This is a genomic window from Streptomyces sp. NPDC087300, assembly GCF_044744425.1.
Lineage (GTDB): Bacteria > Actinomycetota > Actinomycetes > Streptomycetales > Streptomycetaceae > Streptomyces.
This window is the reverse complement of sequence record NZ_JBIUYI010000002.1, coordinates 1,111,728-1,129,798: the sequence shown is the minus strand read 5'-3', so window position 1 is coordinate 1,129,798 and position 18,071 is coordinate 1,111,728. Positions and strand designations below refer to the sequence as shown.

Annotated in this window: 16 protein-coding genes and 1 pseudogene; 9 read left to right on the top strand and 8 right to left on the bottom strand. The window is 71.6% G+C overall.

The window, feature by feature from the left end:
- Positions 1 to 66: 66 nt before the first annotated feature.
- Together ACIO9J_RS10630 and ACIO9J_RS10625 are read right to left on the bottom strand one after the other, a co-directional pair.
- Positions 67 to 1,317, bottom strand: coding sequence for a spermidine/putrescine ABC transporter substrate-binding protein (locus ACIO9J_RS10630; RefSeq protein ID WP_401995643.1), 1,251 nt, complete (start codon positions 1,315 to 1,317; stop codon positions 67 to 69).
- A gap of 61 nt (positions 1,318 to 1,378) precedes the next feature.
- The gene (locus ACIO9J_RS10625; RefSeq protein WP_401995640.1) at positions 1,379 to 2,881 is read right to left on the bottom strand and encodes a gamma-aminobutyraldehyde dehydrogenase; all 1,503 of its coding nucleotides are present in this window, start codon (positions 2,879 to 2,881) and stop codon (positions 1,379 to 1,381) included.
- 207 nt (positions 2,882 to 3,088) lie between these two features.
- On the opposite strand from ACIO9J_RS10625, the gene ACIO9J_RS10620 reads away from it, so the two are divergent.
- The gene (locus ACIO9J_RS10620) at positions 3,089 to 3,652 is read left to right on the top strand and encodes an NADAR family protein (protein ID WP_401995637.1); all 564 of its coding nucleotides are present in this window, start codon (positions 3,089 to 3,091) and stop codon (positions 3,650 to 3,652) included.
- A 163-nt stretch (positions 3,653 to 3,815) separates the two neighbouring features.
- Here ACIO9J_RS10620 and ACIO9J_RS10615 read toward each other — a convergent pair whose 3' ends face one another.
- On the bottom strand, positions 3,816 to 4,601 hold the full coding sequence (locus ACIO9J_RS10615; RefSeq protein ID WP_401995634.1) for a DUF4190 domain-containing protein: 786 nt from the start codon (positions 4,599 to 4,601) through the stop codon (positions 3,816 to 3,818).
- A gap of 138 nt (positions 4,602 to 4,739) precedes the next feature.
- Between ACIO9J_RS10615 and ACIO9J_RS10610 the strand changes: the two genes are divergently transcribed.
- Positions 4,740 to 5,801: an adenosine deaminase gene (locus ACIO9J_RS10610; protein WP_401995631.1), complete on the top strand. Its 1,062-nt coding sequence runs from the start codon at positions 4,740 to 4,742 to the stop codon at positions 5,799 to 5,801.
- Between the two features lie 21 nt (positions 5,802 to 5,822).
- Positions 5,823 to 6,503 (top strand): glycerophosphodiester phosphodiesterase, encoded by a 681-nt coding sequence (locus ACIO9J_RS10605; protein ID WP_401995628.1) that lies wholly within the window; start codon positions 5,823 to 5,825, stop codon positions 6,501 to 6,503.
- Positions 6,504 to 6,532: 29 nt separating this feature from the next.
- On the opposite strand, the gene ACIO9J_RS10600 is transcribed toward ACIO9J_RS10605, so the two are convergent.
- On the bottom strand, positions 6,533 to 7,165 hold the full coding sequence (locus tag ACIO9J_RS10600) for an NADPH-dependent F420 reductase (RefSeq protein WP_401995625.1): 633 nt from the start codon (positions 7,163 to 7,165) through the stop codon (positions 6,533 to 6,535).
- A 78-nt stretch (positions 7,166 to 7,243) separates the two neighbouring features.
- Here ACIO9J_RS10600 and ACIO9J_RS10595 point away from each other — a divergent pair, with 78 nt between their 5' ends.
- The 4 genes from ACIO9J_RS10595 to ACIO9J_RS10580 all read left to right on the top strand — a co-directional run bounded on the left by ACIO9J_RS10595 (position 7,244) and on the right by ACIO9J_RS10580 (position 9,837).
- Positions 7,244 to 7,687, top strand: a complete 444-nt coding sequence (locus tag ACIO9J_RS10595; RefSeq protein ID WP_401995623.1) for a winged helix-turn-helix transcriptional regulator — start codon at positions 7,244 to 7,246, stop codon at positions 7,685 to 7,687.
- A gap of 150 nt (positions 7,688 to 7,837) precedes the next feature.
- A complete protein-coding gene (locus ACIO9J_RS10590; protein ID WP_401995620.1) occupies positions 7,838 to 9,052 on the top strand; it encodes a serine hydrolase domain-containing protein in 1,215 nt (404 codons plus the stop codon).
- Positions 9,053 to 9,162: 110 nt separating this feature from the next.
- Complete coding sequence (locus ACIO9J_RS10585) at positions 9,163 to 9,663, top strand: hypothetical protein (RefSeq protein ID WP_401995617.1); 501 nt, start codon at positions 9,163 to 9,165, stop codon at positions 9,661 to 9,663.
- Positions 9,664 to 9,690: 27 nt separating this feature from the next.
- Positions 9,691 to 9,837 (top strand): hypothetical protein, encoded by a 147-nt coding sequence (locus ACIO9J_RS10580; protein ID WP_401995614.1) that lies wholly within the window; start codon positions 9,691 to 9,693, stop codon positions 9,835 to 9,837.
- A 193-nt stretch (positions 9,838 to 10,030) separates the two neighbouring features.
- On the opposite strand, the pseudogene ACIO9J_RS10575 reads toward ACIO9J_RS10580, so the two are convergent.
- The 4 genes and pseudogenes from ACIO9J_RS10575 to ACIO9J_RS10560 all read right to left on the bottom strand — a co-directional run.
- A pseudogene (locus ACIO9J_RS10575) lies at positions 10,031 to 10,285 on the bottom strand (WhiB family transcriptional regulator); the annotation flags it as partial.
- A gap of 98 nt (positions 10,286 to 10,383) precedes the next feature.
- Complete coding sequence (locus ACIO9J_RS10570; protein WP_401995611.1) at positions 10,384 to 11,547, bottom strand: PotD/PotF family extracellular solute-binding protein; 1,164 nt, start codon at positions 11,545 to 11,547, stop codon at positions 10,384 to 10,386.
- Between the two features lie 114 nt (positions 11,548 to 11,661).
- On the bottom strand, positions 11,662 to 14,277 hold the full coding sequence (locus ACIO9J_RS10565) for an MXAN_6230/SCO0854 family RING domain-containing protein (RefSeq protein ID WP_401995608.1): 2,616 nt from the start codon (positions 14,275 to 14,277) through the stop codon (positions 11,662 to 11,664).
- Positions 14,278 to 14,523: 246 nt separating this feature from the next.
- Positions 14,524 to 15,963: a gamma-aminobutyraldehyde dehydrogenase gene (locus ACIO9J_RS10560; protein ID WP_401995605.1), complete on the bottom strand. Its 1,440-nt coding sequence runs from the start codon at positions 15,961 to 15,963 to the stop codon at positions 14,524 to 14,526.
- A gap of 162 nt (positions 15,964 to 16,125) precedes the next feature.
- On the opposite strand from ACIO9J_RS10560, the gene ACIO9J_RS10555 reads away from it, so the two are divergent.
- Both ACIO9J_RS10555 and ACIO9J_RS10550 read left to right on the top strand, forming a co-directional pair.
- Positions 16,126 to 16,671: an Lrp/AsnC family transcriptional regulator gene (locus ACIO9J_RS10555; RefSeq protein ID WP_401995602.1), complete on the top strand. Its 546-nt coding sequence runs from the start codon at positions 16,126 to 16,128 to the stop codon at positions 16,669 to 16,671.
- Positions 16,656 to 18,041 (top strand): aspartate aminotransferase family protein, encoded by a 1,386-nt coding sequence (locus tag ACIO9J_RS10550; protein ID WP_401995599.1) that lies wholly within the window; start codon positions 16,656 to 16,658, stop codon positions 18,039 to 18,041. Before ACIO9J_RS10555 ends, ACIO9J_RS10550 begins: the two co-directional genes overlap by 16 nt.
- Positions 18,042 to 18,071 lie beyond the last annotated feature (30 nt).

The following is an 18,071-nucleotide window of genomic DNA, read 5'->3' as shown; positions in this document are numbered from 1 at the left end:
GGGCGCGGGGAACTGCGCGACGAGCCACGGCGGGCCCGCGGACGAAGACGGCGAGAGCGCAGCCGCCTACGCCCCCGTGAGCTTGGCGAACTTCTCTTCGTACGCGGTCTCTTCCTTCGGCGTCAGCGACCTGAACGCCCGGGACTTCGCCTTCATCTCCTTGTCGGGGATGATCAGCGGATTCGACGCGGCGTCCGCGTCGATCTTCGCGAGAGCGTCCCGCACCCCGTCGACGGGGCACACGTAGTTGATGTACGCCGCGAGACGGGCCGCCGGCTCCGGCTCGTAGTAGTAGTCGATCAGCCGCTCGGCGTTGCGCTTGTGGCGCGCCTTGTTGGGGACCAGCAGGTTGTCCGTGGACGTGATGTAGCCCCGGTCCGGTATGTGGAAGTCGACGGCCGGGTTGTCGGCCTGGAGCTGCACGATGTCACCGGCCCAGCCCAGGCACGCGGCGATGTCGCCCTTGTCCAGGTCGGAGGTGTAGTCGTTGCCGGTGAAGCGGCGGATCTGCTTCTTGTCGACGGCCTTCTGGAGACGGGCGATCGCCGCGTCGAAGTCGTCGTCGGTGAAGTCCGCGGGGTCCTTGCCCATGTCGATGAGGGTCATCCCGACGGTGTCGCGCATCTCGGAGAGGAAGCCGACGCGCCCCTTGAGCTTCGGGTCGTCGAGCAGCTGCGAGACGGACGTGATCTTCTTCCCGCCGGTCGCCTTCTTGTTGTACGCGATGACGGTGGAGATGCCGGTCCAGGGGTACGAGTAGGCCCGCCCCGGGTCCCAGTCGGGATCGCGGAACTGGGAGGAGAGATGGGCGTACGCGTGCGGCAGGTTGGCCGGGTCCAGCTTCTGGACCCACCCGAAGCGGATGAGCCGGGCGGCCAGCCAGTCCGTGACGCAGATGAGGTCGCGTCCGGTGTCCTGGCCCGCGGCGAGCTGCGGCTTGATCTTGCCGAAGAACTCGACGTTGTCGTTGATGTCCTCGGTGTACTTGACCGTGATCCCGGTGCGCTTGGTGAACGCCTCCAGGGTGGGCCGCCGGTTCGCGTCCTTCTCGTCGACGTCCATGTACTCGGTCCAGTTGGAGAAGGTGACGCGCTTCTCGTCGGCCGAGTGGTCGTCGGCGGCGACGCCGCCCTTGCCCTTGCCCGCCGCGGGGATCCCGCAGGCGCTCAGCGCCCCGAGTCCGCCGACGGCGAGCGCGCCGCCGGTCCCGGCGCGCAGCAGGGAACGGCGGGTCAGTGCGCCCCGGCCGTTCCGCAGGCTGCGGTGCATGGCGGCCAGCTGGGCGGGTGACAAGCGGTCTGGCTCGTACTGCTCCATGCGCGTGGTTGCCCTTTCGGGAGTGAGCCGGCCGCTGGTCGGGCGGCTTGTCGGCTAGCGGCTATCGGTCCCCGAAGATCGTGCGGTGCCAGTCCTTGCGGACCACCGCGGTGTTGTCGAACATGACGTGCTTGACCTGCGTGTACTCCTCAAACGAGTACGCGGACATGTCCTTGCCGTAGCCGGACGCCTTGTAGCCGCCGTGCGGCATCTCGCTGAGGATCGGGATGTGGTCGTTGACCCACACGCAGCCGGCCTTGATCTCGCGGGTGGCCCGGTTGGCGCGGAACACGTCGCGGCTCCAGGCGGACGCGGCGAGTCCGTAGGGGGTGTCGTTGGCGAGCCGGATGCCCTCGTCGTCGCTGTCGAAGGGCAGCACCACGAGCACAGGACCGAAGATCTCGGACTGCACGACCTCGCTGTCCTGCGCGGCGTCGGCGATGAGCGTCGGCTTGTAGAACGCGCCGGGGTGCTGGAGCGACTCGCCGCCGGTCACCACGCGCGCGTACGAGCGGGCCCGGTCGACGAAACCGGCGACGCGGTCGCGGTGCACGTGCGAGATGAGCGGGCCCATGTCGGTGCTCGGGTCGAAGGGGTCGCCGAGCCGTACGGAGTCCATCAGGTCGGCGACGCCCGACACGAAGGCGTCGTACAGCGGACGCTGGACGTACGCGCGCGTGGCGGCCGTGCAGTCCTGGCCCGAGTTGATCAGCGCGCCGGCCACCGCGCCGTGCACGGCGGCGTCGAGGTCGGCGTCATCGAAGACCACGAAGGGCGCCTTGCCGCCGAGCTCCAGGTGCAGGCGCTTGACGGTGGAGGTGGCGATCTCGGCGACGCGCTTGCCGACGCCGGTGGATCCGGTGAAGGACGTCATGGCGACGTCGGGGTGGCCCACGAGGTGCTCGCCCGCCTCCCTGCCCGCGCCCGTGACGATGTTGACGACACCGTCGGGGATGCCCGCCTCGGTGGCGGCCCGCGCGAACAGGAGGGAGGTGAAGGGGGTCAGCTCGGCGGGCTTGAGGACGATGGTGTTGCCCGCGGCGATCGCGGGGAGCACCTTCCAGGCGGCCATCTGGAGCGGATAGTTCCAGGGGGCGATGGAACCGACGACGCCGATCGGCTCACGGCGCACGTACGAGGTGTGGTCCCCGCTGTACTCCCCCGCCGACTGGCCCTGCAGATGCCGGGCAGCGCCCGCGAAGAAGGCGGCGTTGTCGACGGTCCCGGGGACGTCGAACTCACGGCTCAGCTTGATGGGCTTGCCGCACTGCAGCGACTCGGCCTGCGCGAGCTCCTCTGCGTGGTCGGCGAGCACGCCCGCGAAGCGGTGCAGGGCGTCCGAACGCTCGCCCGGGGAGGCGCCCGCCCAGCCGGGGAAGGCCTCGGCGGCCGCGGCGACGGCGGCGTCGACGTCATCTCTTCCGGCGAGCTCGTACGAGTAGACCTCGTCGCCCGTGGCGGGGTCGACGACCGCGTGGGTGGTGCCCGACGTTCCCTTGGTCAGCCGCCCCGCGATGTACTGCGCGCCGTCCGAGAAGTGGTCCTGCGCCTGGAAGTTGTGCATGACGCTCTCCTCCGCCGTCCTCCCCGTCCCGCGGGGGTCGGCGTAGCTCCAGATCGATTTGAGTGCCGATCCTGGCAGAGCGGTAGTAGTCCAACAAGTGATTCCGTTGTTGCCTTTTGGTTACGCGACGGAATCTGTCGACCAGGTGTCGAGTCGTCCTGGAAAACCCAGGACGGAGTGTCAGTGGTGCGTGCCACACTCGCGTGCATGACGAAGATCGACTCGGTTCGCTCCGCGGCGGAACTCGTCCGCGCGGTGCGCGCGGGAGAGAAGGCGGAGTACCTGTACTTCTGGGGCCACGCCCCGCGCAAGGACGGCACGCTCGGCCCGAGCTGCTTCAGCCAGTGGTGGCCCTCGCCGTTCACGGTGGACGGCGTCCGGTACGCGACGGCGGAGCACTGGATGATGGCGGCCAAGGCCCGCCTGTTCGACGACGCGGACGCGGAGCGGGCGGTCCTCGCGGCGCGCTCCCCCGCGCAGGCGAAGAACGCGGGACGGCTCGTGCGCGGCTTCGACGAGGCGATATGGGCCAGGGAGCGCTTCGGCATCGTGGTCGAGGGCAGCGTCCACAAGTTCGCGTCGGACCCGGCGCTGACGGACTACCTGGCGGGGACGGGCAAGCGCGTCCTGGTCGAGGCGAGCCCGGTGGACCGCATATGGGGCGTGGGCCTCGCGGCCGACGACGAGCGGATCGGGAATCCGGAGCGGTGGCGGGGGCTGAATCTGCTGGGGTTCGCTCTGATGGTGGCGAGGGCTGGCGGGGCGCCTTGAGCATGAGCTAGACCGCCGCTCCGCGGCGGATCACTCCCACCCGCCCGCCCGAATCTCCGCGCCGGCCGGCGAGGTACGAGCCATCGCCCCTACCCGAACCGTCCGGTTCGGAGTCACGGGTGAGCGGCTGGGGAACGCATCCGCCGCGGAGCGGCGGGACAGTTCAGCTGCCGGTCGGCACGTCACGGTCCAAGGCCCATGCGCCAGTGGCCGCCGAGAACCCCGGATCGTCCGACCCCGCGTCACCGTCGTCGTCGGGCACCACCAGCACGAAGACCAGCATCGCCACCCCGAGCACGATCCCGGCCGCGCCGCAGATGATCCCGGCCAGCGCCTGTCCCGCGTTGGTGGCCTCGCCCCGCCGGGCCTTGCGGCGGCCCACCGCGCCGAAGATCACCGCGAGGATGCCGAGCACGATCGCGAGGGGCCACAGGCAGAAGCCGACCGCGGAGACGATGCCGAGGACGAGCGCGGCGACGCCCATGCCGTTGGCGGGGGCCATCGGCATCGCGGGCCAGCCGTATCCGGGCGGGCCCTGCACCGGGTAGCCGGGATACCCGGCGTACCCCTGAGGCCCCTGAAATCCGTCGTACCCCGGATGCCCCTGCTGCCCCTGGTACCCGGGATGCCCCGCGTAATCCGCCTGCCCCTGATATCCCCCGTAGCCCGGATACCCGTACGGCACCTGCCCCGGCCCGTCCGGCGACACCGGAGGCGGCGGCACCGGCTCGCCCTGCGCCGCGCCGGGCGGCGCGAAGGGATCACCGTACGGCGGCGCCGAAGGCCCTGGCCCCTGCACCGGGCCCGGCCCCTGCCACTGCCCCGGCGGCGGCGCCCACGCCCCCCGCTTCTCAAGGGACGGCGGCGGAGCCGCGTCCTCCGCGGGCGGGGCCCAGGGATCCCGCTCCTGAGGCGCGTCCGCGCCCCGCGCGGCATCGTCCTCAGACATGGCGGGTCACCTCTTTCGTACGTTCCGTCATGCTACGGCCCCTGGTTCGCCCGCGCCGACCGGCGCCCACCGGTGCCGACCTAGGATGATCCCCGTCCCATCGATCAGCCGATCAAGCCCGTTCCTGGGGAGGAAACCGTGACCGACCAGCAGACCGCAGCCACGCAGGACAGAGACCCGCACGCCTTCATCGCGGGGCTGCCCAAGGCGGAACTGCACGTGCACCACGTGGGCTCGGCCTCCCCCCGGATCGTCTCCGAGCTCGCCGCCCGGCACCCCGACTCCGCGGTGCCGACGGACCCCGAGGCGCTCGCCGACTACTTCACGTTCACGGACTTCGCGCACTTCATCCAGGTCTACCTCTCCGTCGTGGACCTGATCCGCACCCCGGACGACGTGCGCCTGCTCACCTACGAGGTGGCCAGGGACATGGCCCGGCAGAACGTCCGCTACGCCGAGCTGACCATCACCCCGTACTCCTCCGTGCGCCGCGGCATCGACGACCGCGCCTTCATGGACGCCATCGAGGACGCCCGCAAGTCCGCCGAGAAGGAGTTCGGCACCGTACTGCGCTGGTGCTTCGACATCCCCGGTGAGGCCGGTCTCGAATCGGCCGAGGAGACGCTCCGGCTCGCCACCACCGACGAGCTGCGCCCCGAGGGCCTGGTCTCCTTCGGGCTCGGCGGGCCCGAGATCGGCGTGCCGCGCCCGCAGTTCAAGCCGTACTTCGACCAGGCGATCGCCGCGGGCCTGCACTCGGTGCCGCACGCGGGCGAGACCACCGGGCCCGAGACCGTCTGGGACGCGCTGACCCACCTCGGCGCCGAGCGCATCGGCCACGGCACCAGCTCCGCCCAGGACCCGAAGCTGCTCGCGCACCTCGCCGAGCGCGGCATCCCCCTCGAGGTCTGCCCGACCTCGAACATCGCGACCCGCGCGGTCCGCACCCTGGGCGAGCACCCGATCAAGCAGTTCGTCGAGGCAGGGGTGACGGTGACGGTCAACTCCGACGACCCGCCGATGTTCGGCACCGACCTCAACACCGAGTACGCCGTCGCGGCCCGCCTCCTCAACCTCGACGAGCGCGGCATCGCGGCCCTCGCCAAGAACGCCGTCGAGGCGTCCTTCCTCGACCGGACGGGCAAGGACCGCATCGCCGCCGAGATCGACACGTACACGGAGACGTGGCTCGCCCCGTAACTCCGGCACCACAATGGGCCCATGCGCACCGTGACAGCTGTGGCCCACCGAGGCGATCCCTACCGCGTCCGCGAGAACACCCTCCCTTCGCTGCGCTCCGCGCTGGCGAGGGGCGCGGACGCGGTGGAGATCGACGTCCGCCTGACCAGCGACGGCGTGCCCGTCCTGCTGCACGACGAGTCCCTCAAGCGGCTGTGGGGGTACGACCGTCCGGTCGCCGCGCTGTCGTCGGCCGAGGTCGCCGGTCTCACCGATGACGGCGTGCCCACCCTCGAAGCGGCCCTCGCGGCCACCGGGGAACACCGGCTGATGATCGATCTGCCGGGCGCGACGCCCGCCTCCGTCCGCACGGTCGTCGGCGTCGTCGCGGAGTGCGGAGCCGCCGAGCGGGCGTACTACTGCGCGGGCGCGCAGACCATGCTCGCGGTGCGCGCCGCCGATCCCGCCGCCGAGATCGCGCTGACCTGGACGAGCCTCGCGCCGCCCCGCCGCGCCGTGCTCGACGCGGTGAAGCCGCGCTGGCTCAACTACCGCTTCCCGCTGGTCGACCGCGAACTCGCCTTCCAGGTGCACCGCGAGGGCTTCCTCGTCTCCGCCTGGACCCCGGACACCCGCCGCTCGATGCGCGCCCTCATCGACGCGGGCGTCGACTCGATCACCACCAACCGCGTCGACCTCCTGCACGAGCTGCGCGGCGCCTGACCCCGGGGCGGCCGTCCCGGAGGGCCCCGTCAGACCAGCGGCGGCAGCATCGCCTGCGCGTCCGCCCCCTCCCCCACCCACACGCCGATCACCAGCGCCGCCGTCGCCTCCAGCAGACCCGCCCTGGCCAGTCCGCCCGCCCGGACCGGCGTGCAGCCGGTGTCCCGCACCAACTGGCGTACGACGGCCAGCGCTTCCTCGTCGTCCCCGCAGAGCGGCACCGCGAGCGGCCGCCCGCCGAAGACCGGCGGGGTCATGCGCCAGACGTCCTCGTGACAGAGGTTGAAGGCCTTCACCACGTGGGCGCCGGGCGCCGCTTCGGCGAGGCGGCGAGCCGCCGACGGGCCGCCGTCCGCCTCCGTGAGCAGGGCGAATCCCGCGCCCACCGGGTTGGAGCAGTCGATAAGCACCCGGCCGCGCAGGGCCGTGCCGAGTGCGGCGGCCACCGGCGCGCCCGCCGCGTACGGGAGCGCGAACAGCACCACGTCGCCGAACTCGGCGGCCGCGCGCGGCGATCCGTGCCGCCCGGCCCCGATGCGGGCGGCGAGCGCCGCAGCGGCCTTCCCGTCCCGCCCGCCGATCAGCACCTCGTGGCCCGCCCGCACCCAGTGCGTGCCGAGCGCGTCCGCCATGTTGCCCGTGCCGATGACACCGATCCGCATGCCGATTCCTCTCGCCGCCCGGCCCTGCCGCCGGGATCGAGGACGACACTAGGAAGCGGCTCGGGCACCATTCGGTACGTGACCACCGACCGTGAGCTGCTCGCCGACTGCCGCGCCCGCCTCGCCTTCGACCTGCTCGCCAACACCTGGAACGCCGTGCTCCTGTGGTCCCTGCGACACGGCCCGCGCCGCCCCCGCGAGCTCCTCGGCATGATCGGCGGCATCAGCCCCAAGGTCCTCACCGAGACGCTGCGGCGCCTGACGTACAACGGCCTGGTGACCCGCGCCTCGTACGCCGGGTCGCCGCCCCGGGTCGAGTACGAACTCACCGCGCTCGGCCGCACGTTGCTCGCACCGATCGAGGCCTTCGGGGTGTGGGCGCACGAGCACGGGGACGCGGTGATGGCGGCCCAGGAGCGCGCGGACACCGAGATCGACGCCGACGCCGACGCCGACGCTGACACCGGCACCGGCACCGCTGCCGGCGCCGACGTCTCCGAAGCCACCCGCCGCACCCCTTAGGGGATCACCCGGCCAACACCCCTGATCCAGCCGCCTCTTGACCCCGACGCCCCGCGGGGCCCACGCCATCCTCGGTGACGATCCGCCCGGCTCCGGTGCTCGCGAGGATGAGATCACCACACCGCGACGATCACTCAGGAGCCCCTCCCCATGAAGGCCACCGCCCGCGCCGCCCTCGCCGCCGCCCTCGTCCTCGGTCTCACCGGCGCGGCCGCCGCACCCGCCCTGGCCCACTCCCCGGCCACGAGCACCACGGCCCCGGACACCGCGTCCAGCGGCCCCAACACCAAGGCCCTGCGCGAGGCGATCAAGGGGCTGCCGAACGCCGACGCCACCGCCGCGCTCGTCCGCGTGAGCGACACCGAGGGCGACTGGCGCGGCAGTTCGGGCGTGCACGACCTGGTGACCCACCGCAAGGCCGATCCGCACGGCCGGTTCCGCGCCGGGTCCACGACGAAGATCGTGACGGCCGCCGTGGCGCTCCAGCTCGCCGCCGAGGGGGAGCTCGACCTCGACGCCCCGGTCCAGCGCTATCTGCCGGAGCTGTTCAAGGACACGAAGCGCGGCCAGGGCAAGAGACAGGCCAAGGCAGACAAGGCCCAGGGCAAGGCCCGGGACAAGAAGGAGTTCCTGCCCATCCCCGTACGCAGCCTGCTCAACTACACGAGCGGTCTGGAGCCGGGCGACGGCTTCGACGACGAGTACGCACACCGCTTCGACACGCTGGACTACAAGGCCGTCGTCGCGTCGTCCATCGCCCAGGGCCCCGCGCACGACCCCGGCGCGGAGCAGCACTACGGCAACATCGGCTACACCGTGCTCGGCATGCTGATCGAGAAGGTCACCGGGGACTCGTACGCCGCCCAGGTGAAGCAGCGGATCCTCGAACCGCTGGGCATGGACGACACGTACTTCCCCGGCACCGAAATCCGTATCCGCGGCCCGCACAACCGCGGGTACCAGACGATGGAGCGGGCGGACGGCACCACCCGGCTCGTCGACGTGACCGAGTGGAATCAGTACGACCGTTTCGCCGCGGGCGACATGATCTCCTCCACGGCCGACCTGGAGGCCTTCACCCAGGCGCTGTTCGACGGAAGGCTCGTGCCCGAGCCGCAGTTGAAGGAGATGTTCACGCTGCCGCCGAAGGCCGAGGGCGCGACGTTCGGCGCGGGCCTCCAGCGCTACGAGCTGGGCGGCAAGGTGCTCTGGCTCAAGACGGGCGCCCGCTACGGCTACTCGAACATGATCGCCGCCACCGAGGACGGCTCCCGCACCCTCGTCTACTCGGTCAACGCGACCGACGCGAAGGGCGAGGGCATGAACCCGGTGGCCGAGCGGATCGCGCTGGCGGCGATGAGCTGAAGCGACGCCCCGCCGCCCTTCCCGGCCCCGGCGATCGGGCATGATCGGTCGGGTCGGGTCGGGTCGGGTCGGGTCGGTAAGGGCAGCGGGCGGGAGGGACGGCGTCGGTCATGGCATCCGGGTGGGACTGGGAGAGCGGCGAGGGACTCCTGCGCCTCGACGACCCGGGCGAGTGGGACGCCGCGTTCGCCCGCGGCGAGCGGCGGATCGGGACGGCGGCCATCGGCCTCGCATTCCAGTGCGCGCTGGCGGACGCGTCGCCGCGGATCGTCAGGGCGATGGGCGTGGCCGACCCCCATCAGCGCGGCTTCGCGTTCACGGCGGCGGGCACCGCGGCCCGCCTCAACGGCGCCCTGACTCCGGAGCTGTACGCGGCGCTGCGCGCCGAGGGTCCCGGCGGCTTCGCGGCGGACGCGATCGGGGACACCCTGACGTTCGTGCCGTTCCGTGACCTGCCGCCGTGGTTCAAGTGGCGCAAGGCCCTGAGCCCGGTGACGGGCAGGCTGGACGCCTGGCGGCTGCGGGCCGGGTGGGCGATCGAGGACGCCGGGCAGTTCCTGCGCAGGACGTGGCGGCGCCCGCGCACAAAGCGCTCCACCACCCGGCGTTGAGGGCCCGGCCCTGGATACCCGGGCCTGATGACGCAACTGACCGGCCCCGTCGCCTTCCCCGAGACCACCGCCGCGTTCCTGCCGTTCGCCGCGGGACTCGTCGTGGCGATCGCCCTGGTCTGGGCGGTCCGGATCGGCGTAGCCCGATCCGACGTCCCGCCCACCGTGGCATAACCCGAGCCCGATCCGGCCTGGTCGCTCCAGGGCCGACGCCCCGACAGGACCCCCGTCAGGACGAGGACCGCCGGGCCGGAGCCCGTTCGGCGGCGGGCCGCGTCCGGGAACTCCGCCCCTCCGCACCACGCCCCTCCGCGCCACGCCCCTCCGCGCCACGCCCCTCGGCACCCCGCCCGGCCGGAGCACGCCGATTCGCCTGGCGTGCCCTGCGCCGCGCGGCCCTGGACATCGCCGCCCGCTCGGTCTCCGACATACCGCCCCACACGCCCGCCGCCTGCTTCGTGCTCAGGGCGTACTCCAGACATTGGGTCGCCACCGGGCAGCGGCAGCACACGGCCTTCGCCTCGCGGACGTCCGCCACGGCGGGCCCGGAGCCACCCACCGGGAAGAACAACTCCGGGTCCTGGTTCTCCCGTACGCACGCCGCCCTGTCGAGCCACTCCATTTCCTTCTCCCTCACTGGTACCGGGGCACCGCGAGTACCCACAACACCCGTGCAAACCACGGGAGATGAGGAAGGAACGACTAAGCGAACCGCCGACGCTACAGCCCCGCCAACGCGTTCCACCGCTTCGCGAACTCCGTCCGCTCCTTCGACGTGATGTCGCGCGCGATCGCGAGCCGCTTGCGCATCGCGTCGTCGGGGAAGATCAGCGGGTCCTCGGCGAGCTCCGCGAGGTCCTTGTCCTTGGCGGAGGCGAGGATGTCGCGGGCGGCGGGGACGGGGCAGACGTAGTTGACCCAGGCGGCGAGTTCCGCGGCGACCTCGGGGTCGTAGTAGTGGTCGATGAGCCGCTCGGCGTTCTGCTTGTGGCGGGCGAGGTTGGGGATCATCAGGGACTCCGCCCACAGCTCGCCGCCCTCCTCGGGGACGACGAACTCGATGTCCGGGTCGTCCGCCTGGAGCTGGATGACGTCGCCGCTGTAGGCCTGGCAGGCCAGGACGTCGCCGCTGGAGAGGTCCTTGATGTAGTCGTTGCCGGTGAAGCGGCGGATGTGGTGGGAGTTCACCATCTTCTCGACCTTGTCGCACATCCGGTGGAAGTCGTCGGCCTTCCACTGGGTGACGTCGACGCCGTCGCCCTGGAGCAGCAGCGCGAACGCCTCGTCGAGCCCGGAGAGCAGCGTGACCCGGCCCTTGAGGTCGTCGGCCCACAGGTCGGAGACGTGCTTGATCTCGCGGCCGACCCTGCGCTTGTTGTACGCGATGCCGGTGATGCCCGACTGCCAGGGCACGGTGAACTTGCGCCCCGGGTCGAAGTGCGGCGAACGCAGCAGCGGGTCGAGGTACTTGGTGACGTTGGGCTGGTGCGCCCGGTCCATCTCCTGCACCCAGCCGAGCCGTACGAAACGGGCGCACATCCAGTCGCTGATGACGATGAGGTCGCGGCCCGTCTCCTGGTGGTTCATCAGGGAGGGGCTGATCTTGCCGAAGAACTCGTCGTTGTCGTTGATCTCCTCCGTGTAGCGGACGTCGATCCCGGTCCGCTTCTCGAAGGCGTCCAGCGAGGGGCGCTTCGTCTTGTCCTTGTCGTCGGTGTCGATGTACAGCGGCCAGTTGGCGAAGGTCAGCTTCTTGTCCTGCCGCGAGCGGTCGCCGGCGGCCCGCTCGCCGGGGCCGATGTAGGCGGCGGGCACACCGCAGCCCGCGAGCGTACTGACGGCCGCCCCGCCGCCGATGGCGCGCAGCAGGGAACGGCGGGACACGGAGGAGGCTCTGGGGTTCGCTCGCACCCCGGCAGCATGCGCCCGCCCGCGGGGCACCCGCAATGGACGCAGCGTCGAGCCGCGCCCCGTGGAGCCGACACCTTGTCGATCACCTCAGGGCGCGGACGGCACCGCGGGCTCCAGCCACCCCGCCAGGTCCCCCGCCGTGATCCGCTCCAGCGGGGCGGCGTCGACGGGACCCGGGTAGAGCCGGTACGCCGTGCCGGACGCGGCGTGCTCCGCGCCCGCCAACTCCCCGTGCAGCAGCGCGAGAAGGACCCGGCGGTCCGCGAGCTCCGGCTCCGCGCGCAGCGCGTCGGGATCCCAGCCGTCCCTGATGCGCAGCGCGAAGTCGGCGCGCGGCTCGTCCTCGGCGCGACGGTAGCCCCACAGGACGTGGCCGCGCCCGCGCACGTACACCTCGCCGTCGGTGCGGGCGGCCGCCGCCCAGCAGGCCAGGTCCCACAGGGTGGCGCGGCCGCCCGGGGTGAAGGTGTCGAGCAGGTCGTTCCCCAGCCGCCCGAGCCGCCTCTCGTACCGCCACACGGAGTGGCTGCCCACGTCCGTGGTGAGGGTGACGTCGGCCCACCACGCGCGCCGCGTCCGCAGGTCGACGATCATCGGTACGCGGACCGTCGCGTTGCCCGCGAGGTCGAAGCGCTGCCGCACGGTGCGCGGGTCGTAGACCGCACGCCCCTTGTCCGTCACGGCCATGAACCCGGCGAAGGCGTCCGGGAGTTCGTCGAAGGGCACGTCGTTGTACGAGAGGACCACGGGGACCACGAACCGTACGCCCGTGTGCGCCAGGCGCGGCAGGTCCAGGTCCAGGTACTCGGTGGCGCCGTGCGGCGCGGGCGCCGATGTCAGGTCCCCGGAGTGCCGCGCGGCACCGCCCGCGTGCTCCAGCTGCGTGTAGTCGCACAGGCCCACGAAGCGCCACAGGTCGTCGTAGAGCGCGACGGACAGATCGAGGTCGACGCGCAGGCCCTTGGGCTGGAGCCAGTGCAGGAAGAGCCGGACGGTCTCGCTGTCCGCGGGCATGGGCAGCGAGCCGCCGCGCGGCACGGCGACCAGCGAGGCCGCCGACGCCCGCTCGGCGAACGGCACGGGCAGGTCGGCGAGCGAGGCGTCCAGGACGGCCACGTCGTACCGCTCCCCCGCGCGCCCGGCCAGGCGCCGCACGGCCTCCGCCTCGATCAGCTCTCCGGCGCGGCCCGCGACCCTGACGGGCAGCGGCGGCCGCTCGTCCTCGATCGCGTAGGCCTTGGTGACGCGCCCGCGCGGGAAGAAGACGCGGCGGTGCCCGGGGACGGCACGGACCTTCATCCGGCCGTACGCGCCGAGCAGCGGTCCCGGCGCGGTGCGCGGCAGGGCCCGCGCGAGGGCCTCGCCGACCGGCTCCGGAAGGGTCGCCTCGCCGGACCGGGCCAGCAACAGGTCGAGGCGGCGCAGGAGTTCACCGGGGCGCTCGCCAAGGAGTCGTACGGCGGTGTCGGTGTCCCAGCGGCCCAGCGCCTCCTCGACGCGCGCCTGCCAGGTGACCACGCGCAGCCGGTCCCCCGCCAGGCGCACGTCGTCGTGGCGGACGGCCTCGGCGAGCAGCACCTCGCCGAGCGGGCCGTCGCCGACGCGGGTCTCGCGCAGCACGGCGAAGGCGAGCGCCACGCGCGGGTGCCGGTGGGCGCGCTCGAAGGGGTGCAGGATCTCGCCCGCCCGCTTCCACGCGCGCGGGTGGCGTGCCAGGTCCTCGGCGAGCCGCCGGAAGTCGAGTCCTTCGAGCAGCGCGAGCAGCTCACGGCGCACGGGGCGTGAAAGGCCGCGCAGCCGCGGCAGTTCGAGCAGGTCGGGGTCGCCTCCGGAGCGTACGGCGAGGATCCGCAGCACATCCGTGGCGGTGTCCGCGTACCGCGCGATCAGCGGGCGCGCCTCGGGGACGTCGAGCAGCGGGGCGAGGGCGAGCGCCTTGCTCTCGCGCAGCGGGACGGCGGGCGGCAGCCAGTCCGCGGCCCCGGCCGGGTCCAGATGGCCGAGGAGCAGGACGAGGTCGTCGTGGTCCTGGGGGTTCAGGGGCGTGCGGCGGGCGAGCAGCGCGGTGAGCTCGGCGGCGGCGTCGCCGGGCTCGCCGAGGCGCAGGGCGCGCAGCACGGGCCCGCCGTCCCCGCCGAGTCCGGCGCCGGTGTCGAGCCAGGGGTCGACGGGGCCGTCGGTCTCGTAGCGCTGGTCGCAGATCGGGCAGGCGTACCACTCGCAGCACTGGTCGCAGCAGTACCAGACGTCCCGCTTCGCGCCGAGGCAGTCGTCACACAGCAGGTGGGCGCAGGGCGCGAGCGCGCGCACGCGTGCCTTGGTGCCCGCGCAGTTCATGCAGGGCTGGTGCGGCTGGGCGGCGAGGTGCTCGGCGACGACGGAGGTGTAGCGCTCGTACGCGGGCCGGTAGGCGGTCTCGGCGGGGAAGCGCGCGAACAGCGGGGCGTGCCGACGGTCCGAGCCCATCAGGGCGTCGACCCCGTCGAGCAGCGCGCGCCCGGTCGTGGCGAGGCCCTGGACGGACAGCGCGGTCAGCGCGCGGCGCAGCGGGGCGGTCAACAGGTGGCCGCGGTCGGCGAGTTCGGCTTCGAGGACGACGACGCCCGCGTCGGTGGCTGCGGACCGCCCGGTCCCCTCGGGCACGGACACGCTCTGCCGGCGGCGCAGCAGCAGTCCCGCGAGGTCGTCGTTCACCGGCGTCATCAGGTCCCACCCCCGTCGTACAGAGAAAGCGGGGGCGGAGAGTGGGTGCGCTACGGATCTTTTACAGAGATAGGAGAAGGAAGCACACCACGGAGCCGCCCCCGCGTACGCAACGGTACGCGGGGGCGGATGACCCGTCACACGAATATCGTCCGGGCCAGGGGGAGCCCCTTGAGGGGCGCGGGGCTGTGACACATGCGGCTCCGCCGCGTGGGCGCGAGCACCCACCGGCCCGCACCGGACGTGTCAGCCCTCGATGGACGTCATCACGTGCTTGATGCGCGTGTAGTCGTCGAACCCGTACGCCGAGAGGTCCTTGCCGTAGCCGGACTTCTTGAAGCCGCCGTGCGGCATCTCCGCGACGAGCGGGATGTGCGTGTTGATCCAGACGCAGCCGAAGTCGAGGACCTTGGACATCCGCATCGCGCGCGCGTGGTCCTTGGTCCACACCGAGGACGCCAGCGCGTAGTCGACGCCGTTCGCGTACTCGACGGCCTGCGCCTCGTCCGTGAAGGACTGGACGGTGATGACGGGGCCGAAGACCTCGTTCTGGATGATCTCGTCGTCCTGCTTGAGGCCCGAGACGACGGTCGGCGCGAAGAAGTAGCCCTTCTCGCCGACCCGCTGGCCGCCGGCCTCCACGCGCGCGTGGGCGGGCAGCCGCTCGATGAAGCCGGTGACCTGCTTCAGCTGGTTGGCATTGTTGAGCGGGCCGTACAGCACGTCCTCGTCGTCCGGCTGCCCGGTCTTCGTGTCGGCGGCGGCCTTGGCGAGCGCCGTCACGAACTCGTCGTGGATGGACTCGTGGACGAGCACGCGCGTGGCGGCCGTACAGTCCTGGCCCGCGTTGAAGAAGCCCGCCACCGAGATGTCCTCGACGGCCTTGGCGATGTCGGTGTCCTCGAAGACGACGACGGGGGCCTTGCCGCCGAGCTCCAGGTGGACCCGCTTGAGGTCCTTGGAGGCGGACTCGGCGACCTGCATGCCGGCGCGCACGGAGCCGGTGATGGAGGCCATCGCCGGGGTCTTGTGCTCGACCATGAGGCGGCCGGTGTCGCGGTCGCCGGTGACGACGTTGAAGACGCCGGGCGGCACGATGGAGCCGATGATCTCGGCCATCAGGACGGTCGACGCGGGGGTCGTGTCGGACGGCTTGAGGACGACCGTGTTACCGGCCGCGAGGGCCGGGGCGAACTTCCACACGCCCATCATCATCGGGTAGTTCCACGGCGCGACCTGCGCGCAGACGCCGATCGGCTCGCGGCGGATGATGGAGGTCAGACCCTCCATGTACTCGCCGGCGGCGCGTCCTTCGAGCATCCGGGCCGCACCCGCGAAGAAGCGGATCTGGTCGACCATGGGCGGGATCTCCTCGGACCGCGTGAGTCCGATCGGCTTGCCCGTGTTCTCGACCTCGGCCGCGATCAGCTCCTCGGCGCGCTCCTCGAAGGCGTCGGCGATCTTCAGCAGGGCCTTCTGGCGCTCGGCGGGGGTGAGGTCGCGCCAGGCGGGGAACGCGTCGGCGGCGGCCTTCATGGCCGCGTCGACGTCGGCCTGACCCGACAGCGGCGCGGTCGCGTACGCCTCGCCGGTCGCCGGATTGATGACCTCGGTGGTCCGTCCGTCGGCCGCGTCCCGGAATTCTCCGTTGATGTAGTTGCGCAGACGGCGCAGCTCGGTGGTCACTTCCGGCCCTCCAGTCAGATGTCCAGTGGATGAGACACCCACCCTAGTCGCTGCACCGACGCTTTCAACATACCCAGCGGCCCAGAACTGCGGAATCCGTGACGATTGAAGTCGCAGACAACGAAATTCATCGATCCGGCCTTGCGGAAGTGACGAGACGTCGTGCACAGTGAGGTCGTGGCAAGTCGCAGCGCAGACCCCAGCAGCCCCCGCGGCTCACGCACCGGGAATCCGGGCGCGAACCGCGGCGGGAACGGCACCCCGCCCGTGGACGCCGTCTCTCTGGCGATCATCGAACAGCTCCAGGAGGACGGACGCCGTCCGTACGCGGCGATCGGCAAGGCCGTGGGCCTCTCCGAGGCGGCCGTGCGCCAGCGCGTCCAGAAGCTGCTCGACCAGGGCGTGATGCAGATCGTCGCCGTCACGGACCCGCTCACCGTGGGCTTCCGCAGGCAGGCGATGGTCGGCATCGACGTCGAGGGCGACGTGGACCCGGTCGCGGACGCCGTGGCCGCCATGCCGGAGGCCGAGTACGTGGTGATGACCGCGGGCTCGCACGACCTCCTGGTGGAGATCGTCTGCGAGGACGACGACCACCTGCTCGAAGTCATCAACAAGCGCATCCGCGCCCTCCCCGGCGTGCGCTCCACCGAGAGCTTCGTCTACCTCAAGCTCAAGAAGCAGACCTATATGTGGGGAACCCGATAGCCGTGAGCAAGGACCTCAGCCAGACCGCGTACGACCACCTGTGGATGCACTTCACCCGCATGTCGGACTACGAAAACGCACCCGTGCCCACCATCGTGCGTGGCGAGGGCACCTACATCTTCGACGACAAGGGCAAGAAGTACCTGGACGGCCTGTCCGGCCTCTTCGTCGTCAACGCGGGCCACGGCCGTCACGAGCTCGCCGAGACCGCCTACAAGCAGGCGCAGGAGCTGGCCTTCTTCCCGGTGTGGTCCTACGCCCACCCGAAGGCCGTCGAGCTCGCCGAGCGCCTCGCGGACTACGCGCCGGGCGACCTCAACAAGGTCTTCTTCACCACCGGTGGCGGCGAGGCCGTCGAGACCGCGTGGAAGCTGGCGAAGCAGTACCACAAGCTCACCGGGAACCACACGAAGTACAAGGTCATCTCACGCGCGGTCGCCTACCACGGCACCCCGCAGGGCGCCCTGTCCATCACCGGTCTGCCCGCGCTCAAGGCCCCCTTCGAGCCGCTGGTCCCCGGCGCGCACAAGGTGCCGAACACGAACATCTACCGCGCCCCGAGCCACGCTCACGCCGATGATCCTGTGGCCTTCGGCCGCTGGGCCGCCGACCAGATCGAGCAGGAGATCCTCTTCGAGGGCCCGGAGACGGTCGCGGCCGTCTTCCTGGAGCCGGTGCAGAACGCGGGCGGCTGCTTCCCGCCCCCGCCCGGCTACTTCCAGCGCGTGCGCGAGATCTGCGACAAGTACGACGTGCTGCTCGTCTCCGACGAGGTCATCTGCGCCTTCGGCCGCCTCGGCACGATGTTCGCCTGCGACAAGTTCGGCTACGTCCCGGACATGATCACCTGCGCCAAGGGCATGACCTCGGGCTACTCCCCGATCGGCGCCTGCATCGTCTCGGACAAGATCGCGGAGCCGTTCTACAAGGGCGACAACACCTTCCTGCACGGCTACACCTTCGGCGGTCACCCGGTGTCCGCCGCGGTCGGCCTCGCCAACCTCGACGTCTTCGAGAAGGAGGGCCTGAACCAGCACGTGCTCGACAACGAGGACGCGTTCTTCCAGACCCTGCGCAAGCTGCACGACCTGCCGATCGTCGGCGACGTCCGCGGCAACGGCTTCTTCTACGGCATCGAGCTGGTGAAGGACAAGAACACCAAGGAGACGTTCAACGACGAGGAGACCGAGCGCGTCCTGTACGGCTTCCTCTCCAAGGCGCTCTTCGAGAACGGCCTGTACTGCCGTGCCGACGACCGCGGCGACCCGGTCGTCCAGCTCGCCCCGCCGCTGATCTCCACCCAGGAGACCTTCGACGAGATCGAGGGCATTCTGCGCCAGGTCCTCACGGAGGCCTGGACGAAGCTCTGACCGACCTGCCCCAGGTCGATCAACACCGGC